Raw genomic sequence first — 23,627 nt, forward strand, 5'->3', positions numbered from 1 at the left:
GCTCCGGTGACGCTCCCACGTCGGTCCCGTCCGCTATCGTCACGCGGGCGGACCGCGCCGTCGGTCCACCCCGCGTACCCGCCGCCGCCCGCGAGGGAGTCGATGATGACCGTCGTGCCGCGCCTGGTGCTCAGTGCGCCCTCGTCCGGGCATGGGACGAACATGCTGGCGATCGGGCTGCTCGCCGCGCTCGCCGACCGGGGGGTGCCGGTCGCCGGTTTCAAGGTCGGGCCGGACCGGGTCGACGCCGCCTACCTCGGGCTCGCCGCCGGCCGGCCCGGGCGCACGCTCGACCCCCGGCTGGTCGGTGCGGAGCGGATCGCCCCGCTGGTCGCGCACGGTGCCGCCGGCGCCGGGCTCGCGGTGGTCCAGGGGAGCATGGGGCTGTACGACTCGCTCACCGGCCACCCGGAGACCGAGTCGACCGCGGCGGTCGCCACCGCGCTGCGCAGCCCGGTCGTGCTGGTGGTCGACGTGGCCGCCATGGGTCAGTCGGTGGCCGCCCTGGTGCACGGCTTCCGGGCGTACGACGAGCAGCTCTGGCTGGGCGGTGTGATCCTCAACCGGGTCGCCTCCGGCCGGCACGAGGCGCTGCTGCGCGAGGCGCTGGACGACATCGGCGTGCCGGTCTACGGTGCCCTGCGCCGGCAGGACCTGCCGCCGGTGCTGCCGGCGCGCCGGCACGGGACGGTCCCCGTGGTCACGGCGTCCACCGAGGCCGACCGGGCGGTCCGCCGGCTCGGCGAGGCGGTGGCGGCGACCGTCGACCTGGAACGGCTGCTGGGGCTGGCGCGCTCCGCCCCGCCGCTGAGCGTGGCGGCGTGGTCGCCGGAGGCCGAGGTGGGGGGCGCCGAGGCGCCGGCGACCGGCGAGCGACCGCTGATCGCGGTGGCCGGGGGCGCCGGCGGGGGCTACAGCCACGCCGAGACGACCGAGCTGCTGCGGGCCGCCGGTGCCGAGGTGGTGACCCTGGACCCGCTGCACGACGAGACGCTGCCGGCCGGCACCCGCGCGCTGGTCGTCGGCGGGAGCCTCCCCGAGTCGTGCGCCGACCGCCTGTCGGCCAACCGCCGGCTCTGCATCGCGGTCGCCGAGCTGGCCCGCACCGGCCGCCCGGTCGTCGCCGAGGGCACCGGGCTGCTGTGGCTGGCCCGGGAGCTGGACGGCCTGCCCATGTGCGGGGTGCTCGACGCCATCGGCAGCAGCCGGGACGGCCTCGTGGTCGGCTACCGTGCCGCGACGGCGGCGACCGACAGCGTGGTGGCCGCGGCGGGCGCGACGGTGACCGGGCACAAGGAGCATCGGGCGGTGCTTACGCCGCGGGCCGGGCAGCGGCCGGCCTGGACCTGGGACGGCGGCTCCCCCGAGGGCTTCGTCTGGCGGGGGGTGCACGCCTCGCAGCTGACCCTGCACTGGGCCGCGCATCCGCAGCTGGCCGCCCGGATGGTCGCCGCCGCCCAGGCGGTGCCCGCCGAGTCCCCGGCCGGCGGGGTGCCCGCGTGATCGGTCAGGTGGCGGTCCGCCGGTTCCCGGAGCTGACGGTCTCCACACCGCGAACGGAGGTGCGGCCGCTGACGGCGGCCGACGCGAAGGCGGCGGACGAGGTCTTCGCCGACCGCCAGACCCAGCGCTGGCTGCCCGTGGCCGAGGAGACCGGCCAGATCGACGGGCACGCCTGGTGCACCGACCTGGCGCGGCAGCGGCGCGACAGCGGCGACGGGGACCACTACGCGGTGCTCCGGCGGGAGGACGACCGGGTGGTCGGCTGCCTCTGGACGCGGCGTACCGACTGGGGCGCCCTGTCCACGGAGGTCTCGTACGCGATGGCCCCGCACGCCCGCGGCTTCGGGCTGGCCGTCGAGGCGGTGGACGCGCTCGCCATCGCGCTGCTCCTGGAGCACGGCTTCCACCGGGTCGAGCTGCGCGTCGCGCCGGGCAACGTCGCGTCGCGACGGGTCGCCGAGAAGGCCGGCTTCAGCTACGAGGGTCTGCTCCGCAACGCCGGGTACGTGCAGGGCGCCCGGGTCGACCTGGAGCTGTGGTCACTGGTCGCCGCCGACCTGCAGTAGGGGCCGGCGGCGGCCGCGCTCAGCCGACGATCGCGTCCGACGGCGGGGTGAACTGGCGTACCGGCTTGCCCTTCAGCGCTTCCTTCAGGGTGTTGGAGACCGCCGCGATGGGGATCTGCGACTGGCCGTCGCCGACCGCGTTGAACGGGTTGTCCGGGTCGGAGATGAAGCTCGCCGCGGCCAGTTCCGGGGTGAATCCGACGAACCAGGCCGACCGGGTGCTGTCCGTGGTACCGGTCTTGCCGGCGACCGGCCGGCCGACCGTGCCGCGGACGCTGTCGGCCGTCGACCAGCCGCCGCAGCCACCCTTCGCCGGGGTGTCACCGGTGGGACACCGCGCGGCGTCGGTGGCGGCCCGGGCGGCATCGGCGTTGACCACCTGGCGGCAGCGCGGCTTGGCGACCTCCCGCTCGATCCCGGAGGCGGTCCGGTACATCGCCGGGGTGCCGTCCCGGTTGTAGATGGCCTGCACCGGCATCGCCTCGCAGTACCGGCCCTCCGCGGCGACGGCGGCGTACGCGTTGGCCATCTCCAGCGGGGTGGCGTCGGAGACGCCCAGGGTGAAGGCACCCCACGTCTTGGCCTTCGCCGGGGACGCGTGGTCCCGGTCCACGTCGGTGCGCCAGCGCAGGCCCAGCTGTTCGGCGAGGCGTACCGCCCGGTCCGCGCCGACCTGCTCCTCCAGCCAGACGAAGTACGTGTTCACCGACTTGCCGAAGCCGGACCACATGGTCTGCGTACCGGACATCGCGCCGCTGGCGTTCGACGGCGCCCAACCGTTGTAGACCTCCGACCGGTACCGGTGCGGCGCGTTGAAGGTGGTGTTCAGGGTCATGCCGGCGTCGAGCGCGGCGAGCATCGGGAACATCTTGAACGTCGACCCGGCCTGGTAGCCCGGTAGGTCGCCGCCGCCGAGCAGGGGCGCCACCGTGTTCGGGTAGTTGGCTTTGACCCTGGGACCGGCCTCCGGGTTGGAGCTGGGCGGGTTCTCGTCCAGGTTGAGCGAGTACGTCCGGTTCACCGCCATGGCCTTCACCCGCCCGGTCCCGGGCTCCGCGACCACGATGCCGTTGGCGAACGGGCTGCCCGTGTTCTCCTTGCTGCCGACGTTCTTCTCGGCCGCCGCCTGGGTCTTCGGGTCCAGGCTCAGCACGATGCGGTATCCGCCCCGGCGCAGCTTGTCCATCCGTTCCAGCGGGTTGTCGCCGAACGCGGGCTGGGCGCTCCACCAGTTCTTCAGGTAGTCGCAGGCGAAGCCCCAGCTGTTCCACTTCTCCGGTACGGAGGCGCAGTCGTTGGAGGGGTAGCTCAGCTTCAGCCGGATCGGTTCGGCCTTCGCCGCGGCGGCGGCGTTCGGCGAGAGGTAGCCGAGCGCGGCCATCCGGTCCAGCACGTAGTTGCGGCGCGCGGTGGCGTCCTTCTGGTCCGAGCTGGCCGGGTCGTACTCGGACGGTGACTTGACGAGCCCGGCGAGGGTGGCGGCCTCGACCGGCGTGAGGTCCTTCGGGGTCTTCGAGAAGAAGATCTCGCTGGCGGCGTAGATGCCGTACGCGCGGTGGCCGAAGTACGCGGAGTTGAGGTAGCGCTCGAGGATCTGCTCCTTGCTCAGCTCCTTCTCCAGGTCCAGAGCCATCCGCATCTCCCGGACCTTGCGGATGCTGGTCTGCTGGGTCGCCTCCTGCACCTCCTTCGGCGTCTTCGCGCTGTCCCGCAGTGCCATCCGGACGTACTGCATGGTGAGCGTGGACGCGCCCTGGGAGACGCCGCTGGAACGGGCGTTGGCCACGAACGCGCGGGCGACGCCCTTCGGGTCGACGCCCTGGTGCTGGTAGAAGCGGGAGTCCTCGGCCGCCACGATCGCCTGCTGGATGTTCGGGGACATGTCGGCGATCTTCGTGTACTGCCGGTATTCCTCGTAGAACATGGTCAGCACCGTCTTGCCGTCCGGCGCGTACAGGTACGAGGTCTCGGCGGGCAGGGCGGTCGTGAGGATCTTCGTCTTGTGCTCCAGCGCGTGGGCGGTGACCTTGGCGCCGATGCCGGTGGCGGCGGCGACGGGATAGGCCACGGCGGCGACCACGATGCCGGCGATGAGACCGGCGCGGAGGAGAGGGACGAGACGACCGGCGGCAGCAAGGGGTCGGTTGCTCACACCGCCAAGTTATGACATTTCCGATTCGTACCTGAGAAGTATTCATGAACGCGGTGCCCCGTGACGCGCCCCACGCCGTGTGACGCTGTCCCGTGCGCCACCTTCCCGGCAGGATCGCGGTCATGCGTGAGAGGCAGTCGGGAGACCCCGGGGCGAGCGAGGCGCCCCCCGGCGTGGTGCTCACCTTCCCCGGCCCCCGGCGCGGGTCCACCGGGCCGCGGGGCGGGGCTGCGAGCGGTGCGTCCACCGGGCCGCGGGACGGGGCCGCCGCCGCGAGCGGTGCGACGGAACCCACCGGCCGGGCCGCCGCCGTGGACGAGCCCGACCTCGGGCACCACGGCGACGTCGAGGCCACTCCGGGCCTGGTCGACCTGGCCGTCAACGTGCGCCGCGCCCCGATGCCCGACTGGCTGGCCGATCCGATCACCGCCGCGCTGGGCGACCTCGCCGCGTACCCGGACGCCGGGCCGGCGCGGGAGGCCGTCGCGGCCCGGCACGGCCGGCCCCCGGCCGAGGTGCTGCTGACCGCCGGCGCCGCCGAGGGCTTCGTGCTGATCGCCCAGGCGCTGCGCGGGGTCCGCCGCCCGGTGGTCGTGCACCCGCAGTTCACCGAGCCCGAGGCCGCCCTGAACGCGGCCGGGCACCGGGTCGAGCGGGTGCTGCTCGACCCGGCCGAGGGGTTCCGGCTCGACCCCGCGCGTATCCCGGCCGACGCCGACCTGGTCATGATCGGCAACCCGACCAACCCGACCTCGGTGCTGCACCCCGCCGCCGACCTGGCCGCGCTCGCCCGTCCGGGCCGGGTCCTCGTCGTCGACGAGGCGTTCGCGGACACCACCGCCGCCCCGGGCGTCCCCGGCGAGCCGGAGTCGCTCGCGGCCCGCCGTGACCTGCCCGGCCTGCTGGTGGTCCGGAGCCTCACCAAGACCTGGGGGCTGGCCGGGCTGCGGATCGGCTACCTGCTGGGCGACGCCGCCCTGCTGGACCGGCTCGCCGCCGTGCAGCCGCTGTGGGCGGTGTCCACCCCGGCCCTCGCCGCCGCCGCGGCCTGCGCCGCGCCCGAGGCGGTCGAGGCCGAGCGCGCGATCGCCGCCCGGCTCGCGGCCGACCGCGACCATCTGGTCGCGCGCCTGACGGCCCTTCCCGGCGTACGCGTCGCGGGCCGGCCGGCCAGCGCCTTCGTCCTGATCCACACCCCCGGTGCCGCCGCGGTGCGGCTCGCCCTGCGGGAGCGTGGCTGGGCGGTGCGCCGGGGTGACACTTTTCCCGGGCTCGGCCCGGACTGGCTGCGGATCGCCGTCCGCGACCCGGCGACGACCGACGCGTTCATCGAGGTACTGGCGGAGATCCTGGAGGCGTGATGCTGGAGACGACGATCGCGGCGATCGGACCGCTCGACGAGCCGGCGATGGCGGCCGCCCGGGACCTGCAGGGCCGGCTCACCAAGCCGGCCGGTTCGCTCGGTGCCCTGGAGGAGCTCTCGGTACGCCTCGCTGGCCTGGCCGGTACCTGCCCGCCGCCGCTGCCCGAGCCGGCGGCGGTGGCGATCTTCGCCGGGGACCACGGCGTGCACGCCCAGGGCGTCACGCCGTGGCCGCAGGAGGTCACCGCGCAGATGATCGGCAACTTCCTGGCCGGCGGCGCGGTGGTCAACGCGTTCGCCCGGCAGGCCGGCGCCTCGGTCACCGTGGTGGACGTGGGTGTCGCCACGCCGCCCGTGACCGCCCCGGCAGCGGACACCGGTCCCCGGCTGGTCGAGGCCAACATCCGGCGCGGTACCCGGGACATGACGGTCGAGGCCGCCCTGACCCGCGCCGAGGCGCGGGCCGCCGTCGAGACCGGCATCCGGGTCGCCGGCGACCTGATCGACGCCGGGGCGGGCATCCTGCTCACCGGTGACATGGGGATCGGCAACACGACGCCGGCCGCCGCCCTGGTCGCGGCGTTCGGCGGGGTCGACCCCGCCGAGGCGACCGGTCGCGGGACGGGGGTCGACGATCCCACGTACCGGCGCAAGATCGAGGTGGTGCGGGCCGCGCTGCGCCGGCACGCCCCCGACCCGGCGGACCCGTTGGGCGTGCTGGCCACGGTGGGCGGGCTGGAGCACGCGGCACTGGCCGGGCTGATCCTGGGCGCCGCGGCCCGGCGCGTCCCGGTGCTGCTGGACGGGGTCATCGCGGTCTCCGCCGCGCTGGCCGCCGCGGCCTTCGCCCCGCACGCCACCGGCGCGATGGTCGCCGGGCACCGCTCGGCCGAACCGGGCGCCACCGTGGCGCTGCACCGGCTGGGGCTGACCCCGCTGATCGACCTCGGGCTGCGCCTCGGCGAGGGCACCGGCGCGCTGCTGGCGCTGCCCGTGGTCACCGGCGCGGTACGGGTGCTACACGAGGTGGCGACGTTCGACTCGGCGGGGGTGGCCGAGAAGTGAGCGGGCGGACCAGGAAGCTCAGCCGCGCGGCGTCGTACGTCGCCGGGGAGCGGGGCGGGGCGGCGGCGTGAGCCCGAACCCGTACCCGCTCGGCCTGCGCCTCGCCGGCCGGCGCGTGGTCGTGGTGGGTGGGGGAGCGGTGGCCACCCGCCGGGTGCCGGCGCTGCTCGACGCGGGCGCGGACGTGTTCCTGGTCGCGCCGGAGCTGACCCCGGCGCTGCGCGCGCACGTCGACGCCGCCCGGCTGCACTGGGCGCGGCGCCGCTTCGCGCCGGACGACCTGGACGGTGCCTGGCTGGTCCAGGTGGCGGTGGACGACCCCATCGCCGCGGCGTCGGTCAGCGCGGCGGCCGCCGAGCGGCGGATCTTCTGCGTCCGGGCCGACGACCGGGCCGCGGCGACGGCCTGGACTCCCGCCGTCACCCGGCACGGCCCGGTGACGGTGGCGGTCCTCGGCGGCGGCGACCCGCGCCGCGCGATGACCGTGCGCGACGCCATCCGCGACCTGCTGGGCGCGCGGACGGAGATCTCCCGTACGCCCGCGGTGGCGGGGGAGGGCCCGTCCCCGGCCGCGCCGCCGGCCTCCGCGCCCCCGTCCCCGACCGGCGCGCCCGGTCGCGTGGCGCTGGTGGGCGCCGGCCCCGGCGACCCGGAGCTGATCACCCTCAAGGGGTGGCGGCTGCTCACCGAGGCGGACGTGGTCGTCGCCGACCGGCTGGTCCCCGGGCTGCTCCTGGACGAGCTGCGGCCCGACGTCGAGCTGGTGGACGCCTCCAAGATCCCCTACGGCCCGTCCCGGGCGCAGGAGGAGATCAACCGCATCCTGGTCGACCGGGCGCTCGGCGGGAAGGTCGTGGTACGCCTCAAGGGCGGCGACCCGTACGTCTTCGGCCGCGGCGGGGAGGAGCTGCTGGCCTGCGCCGAGGCGGGCGTGCCGGTGACCGTGGTGCCCGGGGTGACCAGTGCGGTCGCCGTGCCGGCGGCGGCCGGCGTGCCGGTGACCCACCGGGCGGTGGCGCACGAGTTCACCGTGGTGTCCGGGCACGTCGCACCCGACTCGCCCGCCTCCCTGGTGCGGTGGGAGCACCTGGCCGGGCTCCGCGGCACGCTGGTGATCCTGATGGGGTTGAAGAACCTGCCCGTGATCGCCGCGACGCTGGTCGCGCACGGCCGCCCGGCGGAGACCCCGGCGGCCGTGGTGCAGGAGGGCACGACCGGCGCGCAGCGGGTGCTCCGTTCGACGCTCGGCACGGTCGCCGCCGACGTGGTCGCCGCGGACCTGCGCCCGCCCGCGGTGGTCGTCGTCGGTGACGTGGTGTCCGTTCTCGCCGCGGCCGGCTGAGCGCCCGATACTCAGCCCGGTCGAACGCGCGACGGCGGCCGGAACGTGTCCGGCCGCCGTCGTCGTCGGTCAGGTCACTGCTTGAGCATGTTGTCCAGCAGCAGGGCGCAGCGGATCAGGCCGAGGTGGCTGTAGGCCTGCGGGTGGTTGCCCAGCCCGCGCTCGGCGAGGGGGTCGTACTGCTCGGGCAGCAGCCCGGTCGGCCCGGCGGTGTCGATCATCAGGGCGAACAGCTCCTCCGCGTCCGTGCGGCGGCCGGTGCGCAGGTACGCCTCGATCAGCCACGCCGTGCAGATGTGGAAGCCGCCCTCGCGGCCGGGCAGGCCGTCGTCCCAGTGGTAGCGGTAGACGACCGGGCCGCTGCGCAGATCCGCCTCGATCTTCAGCACCGTCGACAGGAAGCGCGGGTCGTCGCCGGGGAGCAGCCCGGAGATCCCGATCCAGAGCGAGGACGCGTCGCTGTCCTCGTGCCCGTACGCGACGCTGTACGCCTCGGCGTGCTCGTGCCAGCCGTACTCCAGCACGTTGGCGCCGATCCGGTCCCGCAGCTCGACCCACTCCGGCCGGTCCTCCCCGCCGTGCTGGCGCACGACGTGCAGTGCCCGGTCGACGGTCATCCAGCACATGACCTTGGAGAAGATGTGGTGCCGGGGTGGGAGGCGGGCCTCCCAGATGCCGTGGTCCGGCTCGTGCCAGCGGCGGCGGACCGCCTCGACCATGTTCTCCAGGACCCGCCACTCGTCGTCGCGGACCGAGCCGCGCGCGTCGGCCACGGCGGCGATCAGGTCGGCGATCGGACCGAAGACGTCGAGCTGGAGCTGGTGGTTGGCCAGGTTGCCGACCCGGACCGGCCGGGAGCCGGCGTACCCGGGCAGCGTGTCGATGACCGCCTCGGCGCCCAGCTCGTAGCCGTCGACCGTGTAGAGCGGGTGCAGCCGCTCCGGATGCCCGCCGGTGCGTTCCACGACGCCGTCGATCCAGCGCAGCAGCGCCTCCGCCTCCTCGGTCGAGCCGAGGTCGACCAGGGCGCGGGCGGTCATCGCCGCGTCGCGCAGCCAGCAGTAGCGGTAGTCCCAGTTGCGGACACCGCCCAGCTCCTCCGGCAGCGAGGTGGTCGCGGCGGCCAGGATCGAGCCGGACGGCTCGTGGCAGAGCCCGCGCAGGGTGAGCGCGCTGCGGGCGACCAGGTCCCGGGCGGTGTTCGGTAGCCGCAGCGAGGCCACCCAGTCCTTCCAGGGCTGTTCCGCCGCGGCCTGCCGCTCGTGGATCGGCAACCGGTGGTGTTCCAGGCTGTGGGTGCCGAAGCGCATCTCCAGCACGATCTGTCCGCCGGCGGCGGAGAGGTCGACGACGGCCTTGGCCGTCTCGTACACGCCGTCACCGCGGACCTGCCACTCGACTCCGGGGGAGTAGAGCGCGACCGGCTCGTTGGAGCCGAGCACGAGCAGGCCGTCGCCGAGCGGTTGCAACTGGACGGCCACCTGCCCGAACTCGGGCCGGGGGGCGAACTCCAGGCGGACCCGGCCGCGGCCGGTGAGCACCCGGACCAGGGTCGAGTCGGCGCTGACGATCGCCGGGCCCTCCGGCGTGGTCTCGGTGTCCGGGATGTCGAGCCAGTCGGTCACGGTCAGGCCGGACCAGCGGGTCTCGACGGTCATCGTGCCCGACCGGTACCGCTGGCCGAGCGGGATGCCGCCGCGCTCCGGCGCGACGCTGAAGTATCCGGCCGGGCTGCCGCCGACCAGGTCGGCGAAGATCGCCGCCGAGTCGGGCTTGGGGTTGCAGAGCCAGGTGATCTTGGCCTCGGGGGTGAGCAGCGCGACCGTACGGCCGTTGGCCAGCATCGAGTGCCGCTCGATGGGCACCGCCCGCTCGCCGAACAGCCAGTGCCGCCGGGTCTCCAGCAGCAGCCCGAGGGCCCGGGCCGCCTCGATCGGCTCGGCCACCCGGTACTGCGCCTTGGTGTCGCCCGGCCCGATCTTGATGCCGACGTCCGGACCGTGCAGGTTGCCGAAGGCGTTCTCGTCGGTGACGTCGTCGCCGATGAACAGCACCGCGCTCGCGGAGAGCTGGGTGCGGAGCTGGTCGACGGCCGTGCCCTTGTGGGTGGCCACCACCGACAGCTCGATGACCTCCTTGCCCTGGGTGACGGTGACGCCGTCCCAGGTCGCGGGGCCACCGCGGACCGCCTCGATCGCGGCGGCGGCGACCTGCGGGTCGACCCCGCGGGTGTGCACGGCCACGCTTGCCGGCTTGCGCTCCAGCCGGATCCCGGGATGGGCGGCGGCGATCTCCCGGAGCGTGTCGCGCAGCCGGGTGCGGACGGCGATCAGCTCGGGGGAGAGCCGCTCGACGAAGCCGATGTCGAACTCCGAGCCGTGGCTGCCGACGAGGTGGACCTCGCTGGGCAGCCGGGACAGCGCGGCCAGGTCGCGCAACGCCCGGCCGGAGACCACCGCCACGGTGGTCTGCGGCAGCGCGGCGAGCGCGCGCACCGCGGCCACCGACTCCGGCAGCGGTACGGCCTTGCTCGGGTCCTCGACGATCGGTGCGAGCGTGCCGTCGTAGTCGCAGGCGATGAGCAGCTGCGGGACGCGGGCGATCCGGCCGATGGCGGTGCGCAGCTCCGGGTCCAGGCTGCCGGCGGCGGACGTGACGATGTCGGTGGTGGCAGCGTTCACGAGGCGTCCGCCTCCGGCACACCGAGCTCGGTGAGGAACGACTTCGCCCAGTGCCCCACGTCGTGGGTGCGCAGATGGCGTTGCATTGTCCGCATACGGCGACGGGCCTCCGGCTTCTCCACGTGCACGGCCCGTAGCAGGGCGTCCTTGACCGCGTCGGGGTCGTGCGGGTTGCACAGGAACGCCTGACGCAGCTCGGTGGCGGCGCCGGCGAACTCACTGAGCACGAGCGCGCCGCCCTGGTCGGCGCGCGATGCGACGTACTCCTTGGCCACCAGATTCATTCCGTCTCGCAGCGGGGTCACCATCATCACGTCGGCGGCGGCGTACATCGCGGCCAGCTCGGTGCGACTGTACGACTGATGCAGATAATGCACCGCCGGGACGCCGACCCTGCCGAATTCGCCATTAATCCGACCAACCTCGCGCTCGACCTTGACGCGAAGTGCCTGGTAGTGCTCCACCCGCTCCCGGCTCGGCGTCGCCACCTGCACCATAACCGCGTCCGGCACTGTCAACTTTCCGTCAGCCAGCAGCTCGCGGAACGCCTTGAGCCGCAACTCGATGCCCTTGGTGTAGTCGAGCCGGTCGACGCCCAGGATGATCGTCTTCGGGTTGCCCAGCTCCTCGCGGATCTCCTTGGCCCGCGCCTGGATGGCTGGGTCGGTGGCCAGCCGCTCCATCTCCTTGGTGTCGATCGAGATGGGGAAGGCGCCCGCCTTCACCTGGCGGCCGTCCACCTGGATCATCTGCCCCTCGTAGCGGAGGCCGAGCAGGTGCCGGGCCAGCCGGACGAAGTTCTGCGCCGCCAGCCGCTGCTGGAAGCCCACCAGGTCCGCGCCGAGCAGCCCGCGCAGGATCTCGGTGCGGAACGGCATCTGCATGAACAGCTCGATCGGCGGAAACGGGATGTGCAGGAAGAAGCCGATGCGCAGGTCGGGCCGCAGCTCACGGAGCATCGCCGGCACGAGCTGGAGCTGGTAGTCCTGCACCCACACCGTCGCGCCCTCGGCCGCGACGTCCGCCGCGGCCTCCGCGAACCGGGCGTTGACCAGGCGGTACGCCTCCCGCCAGCGTCGCTCGTAGACCGGCGTCTCGACCGCGTCGTGGTAGAGCGGCCAGATCGTGGCGTTGGACTGCCCCTCGTAGTAGCGCTCCAGTTCGTCGGCGCTGAGCGGCACCGGGTGCAGCCGGATCCCCTCCAGGTCGAACGGCTCGGGCGCGGCGCCGGTGCCGCCGGCCCAGCCGACCCAGGTGCCCTTGTGCTCGGCGAGGACCGGGTGCAGGGCGGTGACCAGTCCGCCCGGACTGCGTCGCCACTGCCGCCCCTCGGGTGTGCTCACCTCATCGACGGGCAGGCGGTTGGCCACTACGACAAAGGAGCTACGGACGGTCACGTTCGGCCACCTCCGGGTGCTGACAGGTCCACCGCGATGAGCGTACTGAGCGTAGCTGCGGCGTCTGGCGCCCCGTGTCGGAGTTACCTACCCGTCCCACGTCCGCCGAATCGCGGGCGTGATCTTGCCGACAGCGGTCCCCGTACCTGGAAGAGGGCGGGGTGATGTGGGCGGAGCGCGGCGTACCTGTCAGGATTGACGACGGCGTGCGTGCGGCCGGCTCCCGGCCGGCGGCGGCGGGCGGAAGTCGCGGCCCGCGCCCGCCACAAGCTCGCGACCGCAACCCGACGGAGGTAGCCCGCACCGTGGCCCAGTTCATCTACGTCCTGGACAAGGCGCGCAAGGCGCACGGCGACAAGGTCGTGCTCGACAACGTGACGCTGAACTTCCTGCCGGGTGCCAAGATCGGTGTGGTCGGCCCGAACGGCGCCGGTAAGTCCAGCCTGCTCAAGATCATGGCAGGGTGGGACCAGCCGAGCAACGGCGAGGCCCGGCTGATGCCCGGCTACACGGTCGGCATGCTGGCGCAGGAGCCCCCGCTCAACGACGCCAAGACCGTCCTCGGCAACATCGAGGAGGCGGTCGCCGAGACCAAGGCCAAGCTGGAGCGGTTCAACAAGATCGCCGAGCAGATGGCGACGGACTACTCCGACGAGCTGATGGAGGAGATGGGCAAGCTCCAGGAGGAGCTGGACCACGCCGACGCGTGGGACATCGACTCCAAGCTCGAGCTGGCCATGGACGCGCTGCGCTGCCCGCCGCCGGACGCCGACGTGACGCAGCTCTCCGGTGGTGAGCGCCGCCGGGTCGCGCTCTGCAAGCTGCTGCTGGAGACGCCCGACCTGCTGCTGCTCGACGAGCCCACCAACCACCTGGACGCGGAGAGCGTGCAGTGGCTGGAGCAGCACCTGGCCAAGTACGCCGGCACCGTGATCGCGATCACCCACGACCGGTACTTCCTCGACAACGTCGCCAACTGGATCCTGGAGCTGGACCGGGGCCGCGCCTACCCGTACGAGGGCAACTACTCCACCTACCTGGAGAAGAAGGCGGCCCGGCTGGCCGTCGAGGGCCGCCGTGACGCCAAGCTGAAGAAGCGCCTCTCCGAGGAGCTGGACTGGGTCCGCTCCAACGCCAAGGCCCGCCAGACCAAGTCCAAGGCCCGCCTCGACCGGTACGACGAGATGGCCGCCGAGGCGGAGAAGACCCGGAAGCTGGACTTCGAGGAGATCCAGATCCCGCCGGGCCCGCGGCTGGGCAGCACGGTCATCGAGGCGAAGAACCTGACGAAGGGCTTCGGCGACCGGGTGCTGATCGACGACCTCAGCTTCTCGCTGCCGCGCAACGGCATCGTCGGCGTGATCGGCCCGAACGGCGTCGGCAAGACCACGCTGTTCAAGACCATCGTCGGGCTCGAGGAGCCGACCACCGGCTCGGTCCGCGTCGGCGACACGGTCTCCCTGTCGTACGTCGACCAGAGCCGGCAGGGCCTCGCGGGCGACAAGACGGTCTGGGAGGTCGTCTCCGACGGCCTGGACCACCTGATGGTGGGCAAGGTCGAGATGCCGTCGCGGGCGTACATCGCCGCGTTCGGCTTCAAGGGGCCGGACCAGCAGAAGCCGACCAAGGTGCTCTCCGGCGGCGAGCGCAACCGGCTCAACCTGGCGCTGACGCTGAAGATCGGCGGCAACGTGATCCTGCTCGACGAGCCGACCAACGACCTGGACGTGGAGACCCTCTCCAGCCTGGAGAACGCGCTGCTGGAGTTCCCCGGCTGCGCCGTGGTCATCTCCCACGACCGGATGTTCCTCGACCGGGTCGCGACGCACATCCTGGCCTGGGAGGGCGACGACCAGAACCCGGCGAAGTGGTTCTGGTTCGAGGGCAACTTCGAGGCGTACGAGAAGAACAAGATCGACCGCCTGGGCGCGGAGGCCGCCCGGCCCCACCGGGTGACCTACCGCAAGCTGACCCGCGACTGAGCATGGCGGACCGTTTCGTCTACCACTGCACCCTCCGGTGGTCCGACCTGGACGCGTACGGCCACGTCAACAACTCGCGCTTCCTCACGCTGTACGAGGAGGCGCGGGTGGCGTTGATGTTCGCCGGCGGCCGGGCGTGGGGAGTGGGCTCGTTCGCCGACGGAGTGGTGATCCGCCGGCACGAGGTCGACTACCTGCGGCCGGTCGACTACGCCCTCGGCCGGGCCACCGCGGAGGCGGCGCCGACGGTGCGGATCGAGATGTGGGTGGCGGAGATCCGTGCCGCGGCCTTCACCGTCGCCTACGAGATGTACGACGGCGACCGTCTCGTCAGCCGCGCCCGGTCGGTGCTGGTGCCGTTCGACCTCGCCCTGCAACTGCCCCGGCGGCTGTCGCCGGAGGAGCGCGAGTTCCTCCTCACGTACGCCCCAGAGGGCGGCCCGGCGTGACCGGTCGGGACGCCGCCGGCCGGGAGGCCGCCGGGGCGGCGGTCGCGGGTCACGGGCTGGCCGGCGTCGCCGACGCGGGCGCGTTCCTGGCCCGGCTGGTCCGGCTGGACCGGGCGGCGCTGGTCCGGCTGCGGCCGGCCGGCACCGGGGACCGCACCACCCTCTGGGGACGCCTGCCGTGGGGAGTGCTGGTCGTCCGCACGGTCGCCGGAACCGGCCCGGGCGACGTCACCGTGGCGGCCGGAGAGCTGCTGGCGGAGCTGACCGCCGGCGGCGCGGCGCTGCCCGGCGGGCGGGACGCCGACTGGCGCTGGCCGTTGCCGCCCGCGGCGAGCCGGCGGGTGGAGACCCTGCCGTCCGCCGAGGTGCGCCGGGTGGCGGCGGCGGCTGCGGACGCCCTGCGGGACGCCTCGGCGCACGGGGTGGGCGGACGCGCGGTCGGGCAGCGCGCCCTGCGCGACGCCCTCCTCGACCACGTGCCGGTGGTCGTCACCCCGGACGACCCGCCCGGCGAGCCGGTCGAGGTCTCCCAGCGGTTGGTCCAGGGCGTGGTGCGCATGGGCTTCCTGGGCGCCGACGAGACGGCCGGCGGGGTGCAGGTGCGCGCCACCGGCCGGTGGGTCGGCCTGGTCGGCCCGTACGGAGCCGCATGGTCGCAGACGGCGACGGATCTTGCCGTCCGGGCGGTCGCCAATCACCCGTTCGGATGATCCCAGATCATCCTTCTGTCCTGGGGCTGTCGTTGGGGGGATGCTTCCTCCCGGCTGTCCGGGTACCGTCCATCCTCGGATCCAACGCACCGTAGGCGTCCGGATCCGCTGGGGAGTGAGGTGCGCGAGCGATGCCGTGGTGGTCATGGCGCCCCGGTCCCGCCAACGGCGGCGGTGACCCGGACAGTCGTAGCGGGATCACAGTGGAGGGCACCGTCCGGGTCGGGCCTCCGACCCCCCGTCAGCCGGGCGACAACTGCCCAGGTGCCGACCGTCCCCCGATCGCCGACATGCCGGCGACCGTCGCACCGGTGACGCTCAGCCGGGTCTGCGACGCGCTCGACCTGCTCGACGTGCGCTACCTGGCCGACGGCGACGGGAACCTGCTGGCGATGTGGGAGCGGCACGCCGTCCTGGTCACCCTTGAGGGCCCGGAGGACGAGATCCTGGTGATGCGGGCACGTCCACACGCGACGGTCCCGCCGGACTGGGAGGACCGGGCCTACCGCGTGGTCAACGAGTGGAACCACACCCGCCGCTTCTGCAAGGCGTACATCGGCGACCCGACCGAGCGCGGCCAGCTCCCGATCTACGCGGAGCTCCAGGTGCCGTTCAGCGCCGGGGCGCACGACGCGCTGCTGGTCGAGATGCTCGACTGCGGGGCGGCGGTGGCCACCAGCTTCGTCGACTGGCTGCACGACGAGGGCGCCCTGCTCTGAGGGGCGGTCGTCGCCACCCCACCCGTTCGGGTCACGCCGGCTCGGCCGGGTCCTCCATCACGTTCACCATGAAGTACGCGGCCCGCTCCAGGTACTCCCAGAGCGCGGCGGCGAGATGGGGCGGCAGGTCCAGCCGGTCCACGGCGTGCCGCATGTGCTTCAGCCACGCGTCGCGCTCGGCGGCCCCGATCCGGAACGGCGCGTGCCGCATCCGCAGGCGCGGGTGCCCCCGCTGGGCGGAGTACGTGTTCGGGCCGCCCCAGTACTGCATCAGGAACAGGGTCATCCGGTCCGCCGCCGGCCCCAGGTCCTCCGGGTACATCGGGCGCAGCAGGGGGTCGGTGGCGACGCCCGCGTAGAACTCGTCCACCAGCCTGCGGAATGTCGGCTCCCCGCCGACCGCCTCGAAGAAGGTCGTCGGCGCACCGGGCTCAGCTGTGGGATTCACCGTTCCATCCTGCCAGGTGCCCCGGTGCCGGTCCGGCGCCGCCCGCTGTGGGCCGGATCACCGCCGTCGCGGGGCCGGTCAGGTCACCACGTGCCAGTGGCGCCCCGACTCGCCCGACCGGCCGCCGTCCGGCTGCTCGCCGGGACCGCGACCGCCCGTCGGGGACCGGCCCGGCCCTCCGGACGAGCGGGACGGGTGCGGATCGGGTCGCGGCGCGCGCGTCGTGCCGTCCGGCTCGGTCGCCGGCCGGCCACCCTGCTGGGCGGCGGTGACCGCCGCGTCGACGGTGGCCGGGCTCGGCCAGCTCAGCGCGGCGAGGGTCATCAGCAGGACGCCCGCCGCGCTCCACACCCCGACCACGAGCGGGATGGAGAACCGGTCGGCGAGCAGGCCGGTCACCAGGACCGCCAGGCCCTGGATCACCTGGATGCCGGTCGCCATGACGCCGAAGGCCCGCGCGCGGAAGCCGTCCGGCAGGGCCCGCACGAACAGGCCGTTGGCCATCGGCAGCATGCCGGCGACGGCGAACCCGCACGCGGCGGCCAGCAACGCCACCACCAGCGGTGGCGGGTCGAACAGGGCGGGGACCAGCGTCAGGGGGGCCAGGACGGCCAGGGGCCGCATCAGCGCCAGCCGCCGGGCCGGTGCGATCGCGCGGCCGACGATCAGGCCGCCGAGGATGAACCCGACCGGGTTGGCGGCCATGATGACCGCCTGGGCAGCGCCCCGTCCCATGTCGTCGGCGTGTCGTCCCGCCCACGCCGCCGCGAGGCCCTCCGGGACGATCGAGAACAGCATCGCGCTGAACACCAGGATCGCGATGGCGCGCAGCACCGGGGTGCCGAAGACGATGCGGAAGCCCTCACCGGTCTCCCGGAACAGGTGGCTGCGGTGGGCGGCGGTCATGGCGGGCGGGTGGTCGGCCACGCCGAGGCGGAGGAGGACGGCCGACGCGCCGAAGGTCGCCGCGTTGACCAGCAGGGCGGCGGCCGGGTTCGCCGCGGCGATGGCGGCGCCGGCCAGGTAGCCGACGACCTGCGCGGCCTGGCCGACGCTGGCGTTCACGGACAGGCCGACCACGAGGCGGTCACCGCTCAGGATGAGCGGCATGAGCGCCGACCGCGCGGCCTGGCTCGGCGGGTTGGCCAGGGTGGCGAGGAAGAGCAGGGCCAGGATCGCCGGGCTCGGCATCCCGGGGATCGCGATGACCAGCAGCAGCGCCATCCGGACGAGGTCGCAGGTGACCATGACCCGCCGGTACGGGTACCGCTCGGCGAGCGTCGCGAGCAACGGGCCGCCGACGAGCCAGGGCAGGTAGCTGACGGCGAACGCGGCGGCGGAGAGCGCCACCGACTCGGTCTCCCGGTAGATCAGCAGGGTGACGGCGGCCTTCGCGATGTAGTCGCCGATCCAGCCCAGCGTGCTCGCCGTGAAGACGGCCCGGTACTCGCGTTGCGCGAACACCTCGCGGAAGGTGGCCGGCCCTTCCGGAGAAGGTCGCTCGTCGGACACCGTCGCCTCCATCGTTCCGCTGGCGGCCACTCGTGATGGTCCGGCCTGGGAACCGTCGTCAGATCTGCCGATCAGCGAGGACGTGACCACGCTCCGAGGGGGAGCGTGTGCACCGGATTCTGCCCGAAAGTCCGACAACTGGCTAGGCCGGACGGGTTGATCGTCGCATCGCCGACTGAACGAACGGACGATACCCGAGGGGCCGGCCGGCGGGAACCCTGCCGTTTCCGTCAGGTGGCGCCGCCGACCCCGGTCTCACCGGGGGCCCGTGCCGGCAGGCCCGGGTAGAGCCGGGCGGCGGCGATCTTGGCGGTGATCCCGGAATTCTCCAGGGCCTCGGCCAGCCGGCGACGCAGCTCCCGACCGACCGCGAACTGCCCGTCCGCCGTCGTCTTCACCACCGTACGGATCACCGCGCCCTCCACCGTCATCTGCTCGACGCCCAGCACCTCCGGCGCCTCGACGATCTCCGGTGCCAGCTCCGGGTCCAGCGCGACGGAGGCGGCCGCCGTCCGCAGCACCGCCGTCGCCTCCTCGGTGCTGGCGAAGCCGATCGGCAGGTCGACGACGACCAGCGCCCAGCCCTGGCTCTTGTTGCCGACCCGGATGATCTCGCCGTTGCGGATGTACCAGAGCACGCCCCGCCCGTCCCGGACCGTCGTCACCCGCAGCCCCACCGACTCGACCACGCCGGTGGCCTCGCCCAGGTCGACGGTGTCGCCCACGCCGTACTGGTCCTCGATCAGCATGAACAGGCCGGCGATCAGGTCCTTCACCAGGCTCTGCGCGCCGAAGCCCAGCGCCACGCCGGCGATGCCCGCGCTGGCGAGCAGCGGCGCCAGGTCGAAGCTGAACTCCTTGAGCACCATCAGCAGCGCGATACCGAAGATGAACGCGGTGGAGAGGCTGCGCAGCACGGACCCGATCGCCTCGGCCCGTTGGCGCCGCCGCTCCGGGACGAACTCGCCCGGCTCGGCCGCCGCCGTGGGGATCCGCTCCCGCAGCGGCCGCAGCATGGTGGGCACGCCCGCGTCGGTGGTGGTGCGGACGAGCCGCTTGATCGTCCGGTGCACGAGCCACCGGGCCGCCACGGCCAGCAGCACGATCAGGATGATGCGCAGCGGCTTGACCAGGATCCAGTAGCTGCCCTCGGCGAACCAGACGGACCCGGTCAGGTCCCAGGCGCCCTCGCAGAGCGGCTCGTCGAGGCACTCCGGGCTCGGCGACTGGTCGGGAGCGGGCGTCGGCGCGGCGACGGTCGACACGATGGCGGCATCCACCCTGTCTTCGTACCGCAAGCGGCCGGACCGCTGCCCGGCGACCCGCCCGGGCGTGACCCGGGGCTCGGGGACGGGTCGTGTGATCAGGGCGAACCGGTCATCGGTGGCAGGGGCGGGGAAAGCTTCGGTGGGGGACGCCGGATTAGTACGTGAAGTCCCGGAAAGCCGTATACCCGTCGTGACGTGCAAGAACGTCCCGCGAAGATCATCGGGCACAACGCGATACCGCTGCTCCGTCACGTTCATCTCCACCAGCACTCGGCGGCGCGACCAACAATGAAGCCCCGGACCGCCTGATGATGGGCAGTTTCCGGGGCTTCGGTGTTGAGAGTTACGACCAGGGCGTGCCTCCGGCGGGGCGCTCGGGCACTCCGGGATGGCTTAGGGCCAAAGAGCCGGGAGCCGCCGCAAGGTTTGTCTGGCCCGTGAGCGGGGAGTAGCGCCCGTGGAGTACCAGAGACTGAGCCAGGAGCAGGCCGCCGCCCAGTTCTGGGACGGCATGCGCTGCGTGGCCAACGTCGCAACCACCACGGGTAACAAGACCCTGTTTCAGGCGATCCAGGTGGTGGGTCAGGCGGCCATGGCTGTCGGGATCCCGATCCCGGACACCGGGGAGTTCGTGCGGTGCCCCATGTGCGACGCGATGCCTGGCCAGCGTTGTATCAACGTGGTGGGCCACCCGCTGCCGGATCATCTCCATCCAGAGCGGACCGAGCGTGCGCGCCGGCTGCGAGAGGAGATCGGCAAGCCGTAGCCAACAAGATCATTAAGAGTTGCGAAGTCGAGGACGGCCAAGATCGACTGACCCAAGTTCGGCCCAAGTGAGGGCCACCAGGGGCGGAAGGACGGTGAACCGTCTCCGCGGCTCCCCTTGGACGCCGGTCAGGAAGGTCCGGGTCACTGGGCCGGCACGGTCACCAAGGTGGCGACGAACCCGACCAGCAGGACGGTCCCAGCGAACACCACGGACGGCCACCACTCGCGGGGGCGCTGGCCTTGCTGCGGGAGAGGCTGAGTTGGCTGGTTCCAGGCCGGAGGTGCTACCACGACCTGGCGGCGATCCGGCCACACCTGCGGCGGAGTGCGGGTAGTCGACCCTGCCATCATGAACGCCCTCCGACGGCTCACGCTGCTTGGGGCTGGGACCGGGCGGGGCTGCGCGGGGTCGGCCGGCGGCTCCCGCCCGGTCATGAAGGCCGGGCACTCGACCTTCCACCATTGACAGGCGTTGCCGGTCGCCGGGCGTTACATCCCTTGTCGCCCGGTTCCGACGACAGCCTGACAACCGCAAAGGTGGCCGGGGTGGGTGGGGTGACCTGTTGGGGGGAAGGTGCGCCACCCCGGCCGCCGACCGGCTCGGCAACGCCGGTCTCCATTGAAGGCGACGCCAAAGCAGATTCCGTTACAGCCGGTCGGAATGTCAGGAACCGGGAGGAGGGCCGGAGGCATGGAAGCCACGATGGCTGCGTCGCATCGAGCGGTTGCTGTGCCGGATGCCTGCCCGATGCAGCCGTCGACACCGGATCGCAGCGGCAGGCCGGTAGGAGCCGGAGCAAGATCATCGGGCACATGCCGGGCACAACTTGTACCGACTAGAGGCGTCAACCGCTGTCAGGCGACGGAAGAGTTCACCCAGGCCGGAGCTCGGATCTGCCCCAATGCGGGTGATCCGTTCGGCCGCTTGAAGATTCGTACGTGCAATCCGGGGTCTTATCAGGGACGATTGGCGCACGGACGTCGGTGATCCGGGCCGGCGTCGGTCGGTGGGTCGCTGCGCCCGTTTCCGACCGGCGGTGGTGAGCAGGGGCCGCTGAACCGGGAGGGTGAGCGCGATGCCTGACATACGACCCACGGTGGGCTCCGGCGCGCTCGTCCTCAACGCCACCTACGAGCCCCTGTGCGTCGTGTCCGTCCGTCGTGCCGCCATCCTCGTGCTCTCCGCCAAGGCCGTCTGCGTCGCCGACGGCGACGGGATCCTGCACAGCGCCCGCAACTCGCTCCCGGTGCCCTCGGTCGTCCGGCTCACCCGCTTCGTCCGGGTGCCGTACCGCACGCACGTCGGCCTCTCCCGGCGGGCGATCTTCGCCCGCGACGGCTGGCGCTGCGCTTACTGCCGGGGCCCGGCGGAGACCATCGACCACGTCTTCCCCCGCAGCCGGGGCGGCCGGCACGCCTGGGAGAACGTGGTGGCGGCCTGCGCCCGGTGCAACCACACGAAGGGCGACAAGACCCCCGCCGAGCTGGGCTGGCGGCTGCACGCCCTGCCGGCCGCCCCGAAGGGCACCGCGTGGCGCGTGCTCGGCCACCGGGCGCCCGACCCCCGCTGGGCGGACTGGCTGGACCTGCGCGAGCCCGAGGCGGCCTGAGCGGGCCGGGCTCACCGCGGCCGGGAGTCCACCAGCGAGGCGAACACCACGACGTTGTCCGCGTAGCCGGTCTGGCCGCCGACCCACCGGCCGCCGCAGGTCACCAACCGCAGGTTGGGGCGACTGAAGTCGCCGAAGACCTGGTCGGCCGGGAATCTCTCCTTGTCGAACCGCTCCACCGAGTTGACCTCGAACACCGCCACCGTGCGGTCGGAGCGGGTCACCTCCACCTGGTCGCCGGCGTCGAGGGTGCGCAGCCCGTGGAACACCGCCGGCCCGGTGGTGGTGTCCACGTGCCCGACGATGACGGCCGGGCCGTACTGGCCGGGGGTCGGGCCCTGGTCGTACCAGCCGGCCTCCTGGGCGCGGTGGGCGTCCGGGGCGGCGATGGTGCCGTCCGGGGCGAGCCCGACGGTGTGCACCGGGGCGGCCACGTCGATCGCCTCGATCTCGATGGCGACGGGCGGGCTCGCGGGCAGCACCGGGAACTTCTTCGGCGGCGGCCGCAGGCCGGCGGTGAACCGGTCCGGCAGCACGCTCATCCCGGTGATCCGCTCCACCCCGAGCATCGCGATGATCAATACCATCAGCGTCCCGATCACCAGGACCGGGACTCCCGGGTGCCGGGAGGGCACCAGCCGCCGGCCGGCGGTCGCCCAGCGGTGCCGCGGGCGCGCGGGCAGCGGCCCGGCGGCCGGGTCGGTGGTGGCGACGCTGGCGGCGACGGTCTGCCCGGCGACCCGCCGCAGCCGGCGCGCGGTCGCGCCGGCCAGCCGGGCGGAGGCCCGCAGCGCCCGCCGGGTGGTGGCCCCTGCCCGGGCCCGCCGGGTGGTCGCCCGGGCCCGGCCTGATCGGGTACGCCTGTGCGCTCCGGCCATGGCGGGTGGTGGAGGTCAGGCGCCGGCCCCGGAACGGCGGCTGCCGAAGAAGCCGAATCCGACGGCGAGGGCCACCGCGGCGATGCCGCCGATCAGCAGCAGCGAGCCGGGCCCGCCGGCGGTGCCGCCGCCCCCGGTGGCCGGACCCTTCGTCGGCTGCTGCATGTTCAACACCGTCAGCGTCGTGTTCGCGGTGTTGCCGTTGTCGCAGCGCAGGTCCACCCGGTAGTCACCCGGCTCCTTGCTGCCGGGGATGGTGACCTGCCCGGTGAGGAAGCCGTTGTCCGGCCGGAGGACGACCCGTCCGAAGGCGTCCGACTGCACCGTCGCCTGGCGGTTGTTGTTGTTGTCGCAGCTGGCCCGGATGCTGACCCGGGTGCCCGCCTGCGCCGGGTTCGGCGTCACCTCGACGAAGGCGTTCTCGCCGGCCCGTACGGGCGCGGCTCCGACCAGGACGAACACCGCCACCAAGGCCAGCATGGCGAGTACGCGATGACCCCGCATGATTCCCCCTTCCGGTGACGACCACCGGAACCCCTCCCCGGGTGACCGGCCCTGTTTTCCCGCTGGCCCGGGGGCAAACCCCGGGGCGTGCCCTCAGCGCCGGGCGGGCGGGGTGGGTGGGGGCAGTGGGGTGACCGGGTGCCAGTCCAGCGGCGTGGAGAGAACCATCGTGCTGGACGGCTGGCCGTACGGGGCGAGTCGGTCGATGACCGCCTCGAACTCCCCGATCGACCCGGCCGCGACCTTCAGCACGCTGCACGCGTCCCCGGTGATCCGGTGGATCTCCAGGATCTCCGGCCAGTCGGCGACCTCCGGGTCGTGCAGGATGCAGCGGGCGCCGTAGCAGGACATCCGGATCAGGGCCACCACCGTCCGCCCGGCCCGGCTCAGGTCCACGTGCGCGTGGTAGCCGGTGATCACGCCCGACTCCTCCAACCGGCGTACGCGCTCCGCCACCGCCGGCGGCGAGAGGTGCACCCGCCGGGACAGCTCGCTGTACGACAGCCGGGCGTCGGCCTGCAGTTCGCGCAGCAGCGCCCAGTCCATATCGTCCACGCGCCGACCTTACGTTCTCCAACCGAATCTGCGCCATCGCCTTGTGATCAGCAGGCGACAGAGCGGCAGAGCCGTTGATCCGGCATTCCGTTCGCCGTTCCCGCCACGGCATCATGTCGGTCATCCGGCAGTGTCGCCGGTCGAGCGGCAAGTGG

Annotated in this window: 19 protein-coding genes and 1 pseudogene; 11 read left to right on the forward strand and 9 right to left on the reverse strand. The window is 73.3% G+C overall.

What is annotated here, in order from left to right:
• Nucleotides 1-105 precede the first annotated feature (105 nt).
• Nucleotides 106-1,503, forward strand: a complete 1,398-nt coding sequence (locus tag HCJ94_RS14240; protein WP_168001490.1) for a cobyrinic acid a,c-diamide synthase CobB — start codon at nucleotides 106-108, stop codon at nucleotides 1,501-1,503.
• On the forward strand, nucleotides 1,500-2,069 hold the full coding sequence (locus HCJ94_RS14245) for a GNAT family N-acetyltransferase (protein ID WP_168001491.1): 570 nt from the start codon (nucleotides 1,500-1,502) through the stop codon (nucleotides 2,067-2,069). The genes HCJ94_RS14240 and HCJ94_RS14245 overlap by 4 nt, the downstream gene beginning before the upstream one ends.
• Nucleotides 2,070-2,088: 19 nt before the next feature.
• Here HCJ94_RS14245 and HCJ94_RS14250 read toward each other — a convergent pair whose 3' ends face one another.
• A complete protein-coding gene (locus HCJ94_RS14250) occupies nucleotides 2,089-4,221 on the reverse strand; it encodes a transglycosylase domain-containing protein (RefSeq protein ID WP_168001492.1) in 2,133 nt (710 codons plus the stop codon).
• 122 nt (nucleotides 4,222-4,343) lie between these two features.
• Here HCJ94_RS14250 and cobC point away from each other — a divergent pair, with 122 nt between their 5' ends.
• The 3 genes from cobC (at nucleotide 4,344) to cobA (ending at nucleotide 7,991) form a co-directional block, all read left to right on the forward strand.
• Nucleotides 4,344-5,582, forward strand: a complete 1,239-nt coding sequence (gene cobC / locus HCJ94_RS14255; protein ID WP_240944216.1) for an Rv2231c family histidinol phosphate aminotransferase CobC — start codon at nucleotides 4,344-4,346, stop codon at nucleotides 5,580-5,582.
• Nucleotides 5,582-6,649 (forward strand): nicotinate-nucleotide--dimethylbenzimidazole phosphoribosyltransferase, encoded by a 1,068-nt coding sequence (gene cobT, locus HCJ94_RS14260; RefSeq protein ID WP_168001493.1) that lies wholly within the window; start codon nucleotides 5,582-5,584, stop codon nucleotides 6,647-6,649. Before cobC ends, cobT begins: the two co-directional genes overlap by 1 nt.
• A 67-nt stretch (nucleotides 6,650-6,716) precedes the next feature.
• Nucleotides 6,717-7,991 carry a uroporphyrinogen-III C-methyltransferase gene (gene cobA / locus HCJ94_RS14265; RefSeq protein ID WP_168001494.1) on the forward strand — a complete coding sequence of 425 codons (1,275 nt, stop codon included), beginning with the start codon at nucleotides 6,717-6,719 and terminating at the stop codon, nucleotides 7,989-7,991.
• Between the two features lie 74 nt (nucleotides 7,992-8,065).
• On the opposite strand, the gene otsB is transcribed toward cobA, so the two are convergent.
• Complete coding sequence (gene otsB / locus HCJ94_RS14270) at nucleotides 8,066-10,651, reverse strand: trehalose-phosphatase (protein WP_168001537.1); 2,586 nt, start codon at nucleotides 10,649-10,651, stop codon at nucleotides 8,066-8,068.
• A gap of 17 nt (nucleotides 10,652-10,668) precedes the next feature.
• Nucleotides 10,669-12,069 carry an alpha,alpha-trehalose-phosphate synthase (UDP-forming) gene (locus HCJ94_RS14275; protein ID WP_168001495.1) on the reverse strand — a complete coding sequence of 467 codons (1,401 nt, stop codon included), beginning with the start codon at nucleotides 12,067-12,069 and terminating at the stop codon, nucleotides 10,669-10,671.
• Between the two features lie 305 nt (nucleotides 12,070-12,374).
• Here HCJ94_RS14275 and ettA point away from each other — a divergent pair, with 305 nt between their 5' ends.
• The 4 genes from ettA (at nucleotide 12,375) to HCJ94_RS14295 (ending at nucleotide 15,929) form a co-directional block, all read left to right on the forward strand.
• Entirely contained in the window at nucleotides 12,375-14,051 is a 1,677-nt protein-coding gene (gene ettA / locus HCJ94_RS14280; RefSeq protein WP_168001496.1) for an energy-dependent translational throttle protein EttA, read from the forward strand.
• A gap of 2 nt (nucleotides 14,052-14,053) precedes the next feature.
• Complete coding sequence (locus HCJ94_RS14285; RefSeq protein WP_168001497.1) at nucleotides 14,054-14,500, forward strand: acyl-CoA thioesterase; 447 nt, start codon at nucleotides 14,054-14,056, stop codon at nucleotides 14,498-14,500.
• Nucleotides 14,497-15,210, forward strand: a complete 714-nt coding sequence (locus tag HCJ94_RS14290; RefSeq protein WP_168001498.1) for a DUF8185 domain-containing protein — start codon at nucleotides 14,497-14,499, stop codon at nucleotides 15,208-15,210. The genes HCJ94_RS14285 and HCJ94_RS14290 overlap by 4 nt, the downstream gene beginning before the upstream one ends.
• A 131-nt stretch (nucleotides 15,211-15,341) precedes the next feature.
• Complete coding sequence (locus HCJ94_RS14295; RefSeq protein ID WP_168001499.1) at nucleotides 15,342-15,929, forward strand: type III secretion system chaperone family protein; 588 nt, start codon at nucleotides 15,342-15,344, stop codon at nucleotides 15,927-15,929.
• Between the two features lie 31 nt (nucleotides 15,930-15,960).
• Here HCJ94_RS14295 and HCJ94_RS14300 read toward each other — a convergent pair.
• The 3 genes and pseudogenes from HCJ94_RS14300 to HCJ94_RS14310 form a co-directional block, all read right to left on the reverse strand.
• Nucleotides 15,961-16,438: pseudogene (locus HCJ94_RS14300) on the reverse strand (globin).
• Between the two features lie 17 nt (nucleotides 16,439-16,455).
• Nucleotides 16,456-17,901, reverse strand: a complete 1,446-nt coding sequence (locus HCJ94_RS14305; protein ID WP_168001538.1) for an MFS transporter — start codon at nucleotides 17,899-17,901, stop codon at nucleotides 16,456-16,458.
• Nucleotides 17,902-18,119: 218 nt separating this feature from the next.
• Nucleotides 18,120-19,169, reverse strand: a complete 1,050-nt coding sequence (locus HCJ94_RS14310) for a mechanosensitive ion channel family protein (RefSeq protein ID WP_168001501.1) — start codon at nucleotides 19,167-19,169, stop codon at nucleotides 18,120-18,122.
• Between the two features lie 445 nt (nucleotides 19,170-19,614).
• Between HCJ94_RS14310 and HCJ94_RS14315 the strand changes: the two genes are divergently transcribed.
• Entirely contained in the window at nucleotides 19,615-19,923 is a 309-nt protein-coding gene (locus HCJ94_RS14315) for a zinc finger domain-containing protein (RefSeq protein ID WP_168001502.1), read from the forward strand.
• 1,078 nt (nucleotides 19,924-21,001) lie between these two features.
• Nucleotides 21,002-21,535 (forward strand): HNH endonuclease, encoded by a 534-nt coding sequence (locus HCJ94_RS14320; RefSeq protein ID WP_168001503.1) that lies wholly within the window; start codon nucleotides 21,002-21,004, stop codon nucleotides 21,533-21,535.
• A gap of 11 nt (nucleotides 21,536-21,546) precedes the next feature.
• Here the strand turns inward: HCJ94_RS14320 and HCJ94_RS14325 are convergent, their stop codons facing one another.
• The 3 genes from HCJ94_RS14325 to HCJ94_RS14335 all read right to left on the reverse strand — a co-directional run bounded on the left by HCJ94_RS14325 (nucleotide 21,547) and on the right by HCJ94_RS14335 (nucleotide 23,472).
• The gene (locus tag HCJ94_RS14325) at nucleotides 21,547-22,413 is read right to left on the reverse strand and encodes a class F sortase (protein WP_168001504.1); all 867 of its coding nucleotides are present in this window, start codon (nucleotides 22,411-22,413) and stop codon (nucleotides 21,547-21,549) included.
• A gap of 15 nt (nucleotides 22,414-22,428) precedes the next feature.
• Nucleotides 22,429-22,893 carry a hypothetical protein gene (locus HCJ94_RS14330; protein WP_205801280.1) on the reverse strand — a complete coding sequence of 155 codons (465 nt, stop codon included), beginning with the start codon at nucleotides 22,891-22,893 and terminating at the stop codon, nucleotides 22,429-22,431.
• Nucleotides 22,894-23,010: 117 nt separating this feature from the next.
• On the reverse strand, nucleotides 23,011-23,472 hold the full coding sequence (locus tag HCJ94_RS14335) for an Lrp/AsnC family transcriptional regulator (protein ID WP_168001506.1): 462 nt from the start codon (nucleotides 23,470-23,472) through the stop codon (nucleotides 23,011-23,013).
• Nucleotides 23,473-23,627 lie beyond the last annotated feature (155 nt).

The sequence above is a fragment of the Micromonospora thermarum genome (assembly GCF_012034245.1).
Classification (GTDB): Bacteria; Actinomycetota; Actinomycetes; order Mycobacteriales; family Micromonosporaceae; genus Micromonospora; species Micromonospora thermarum.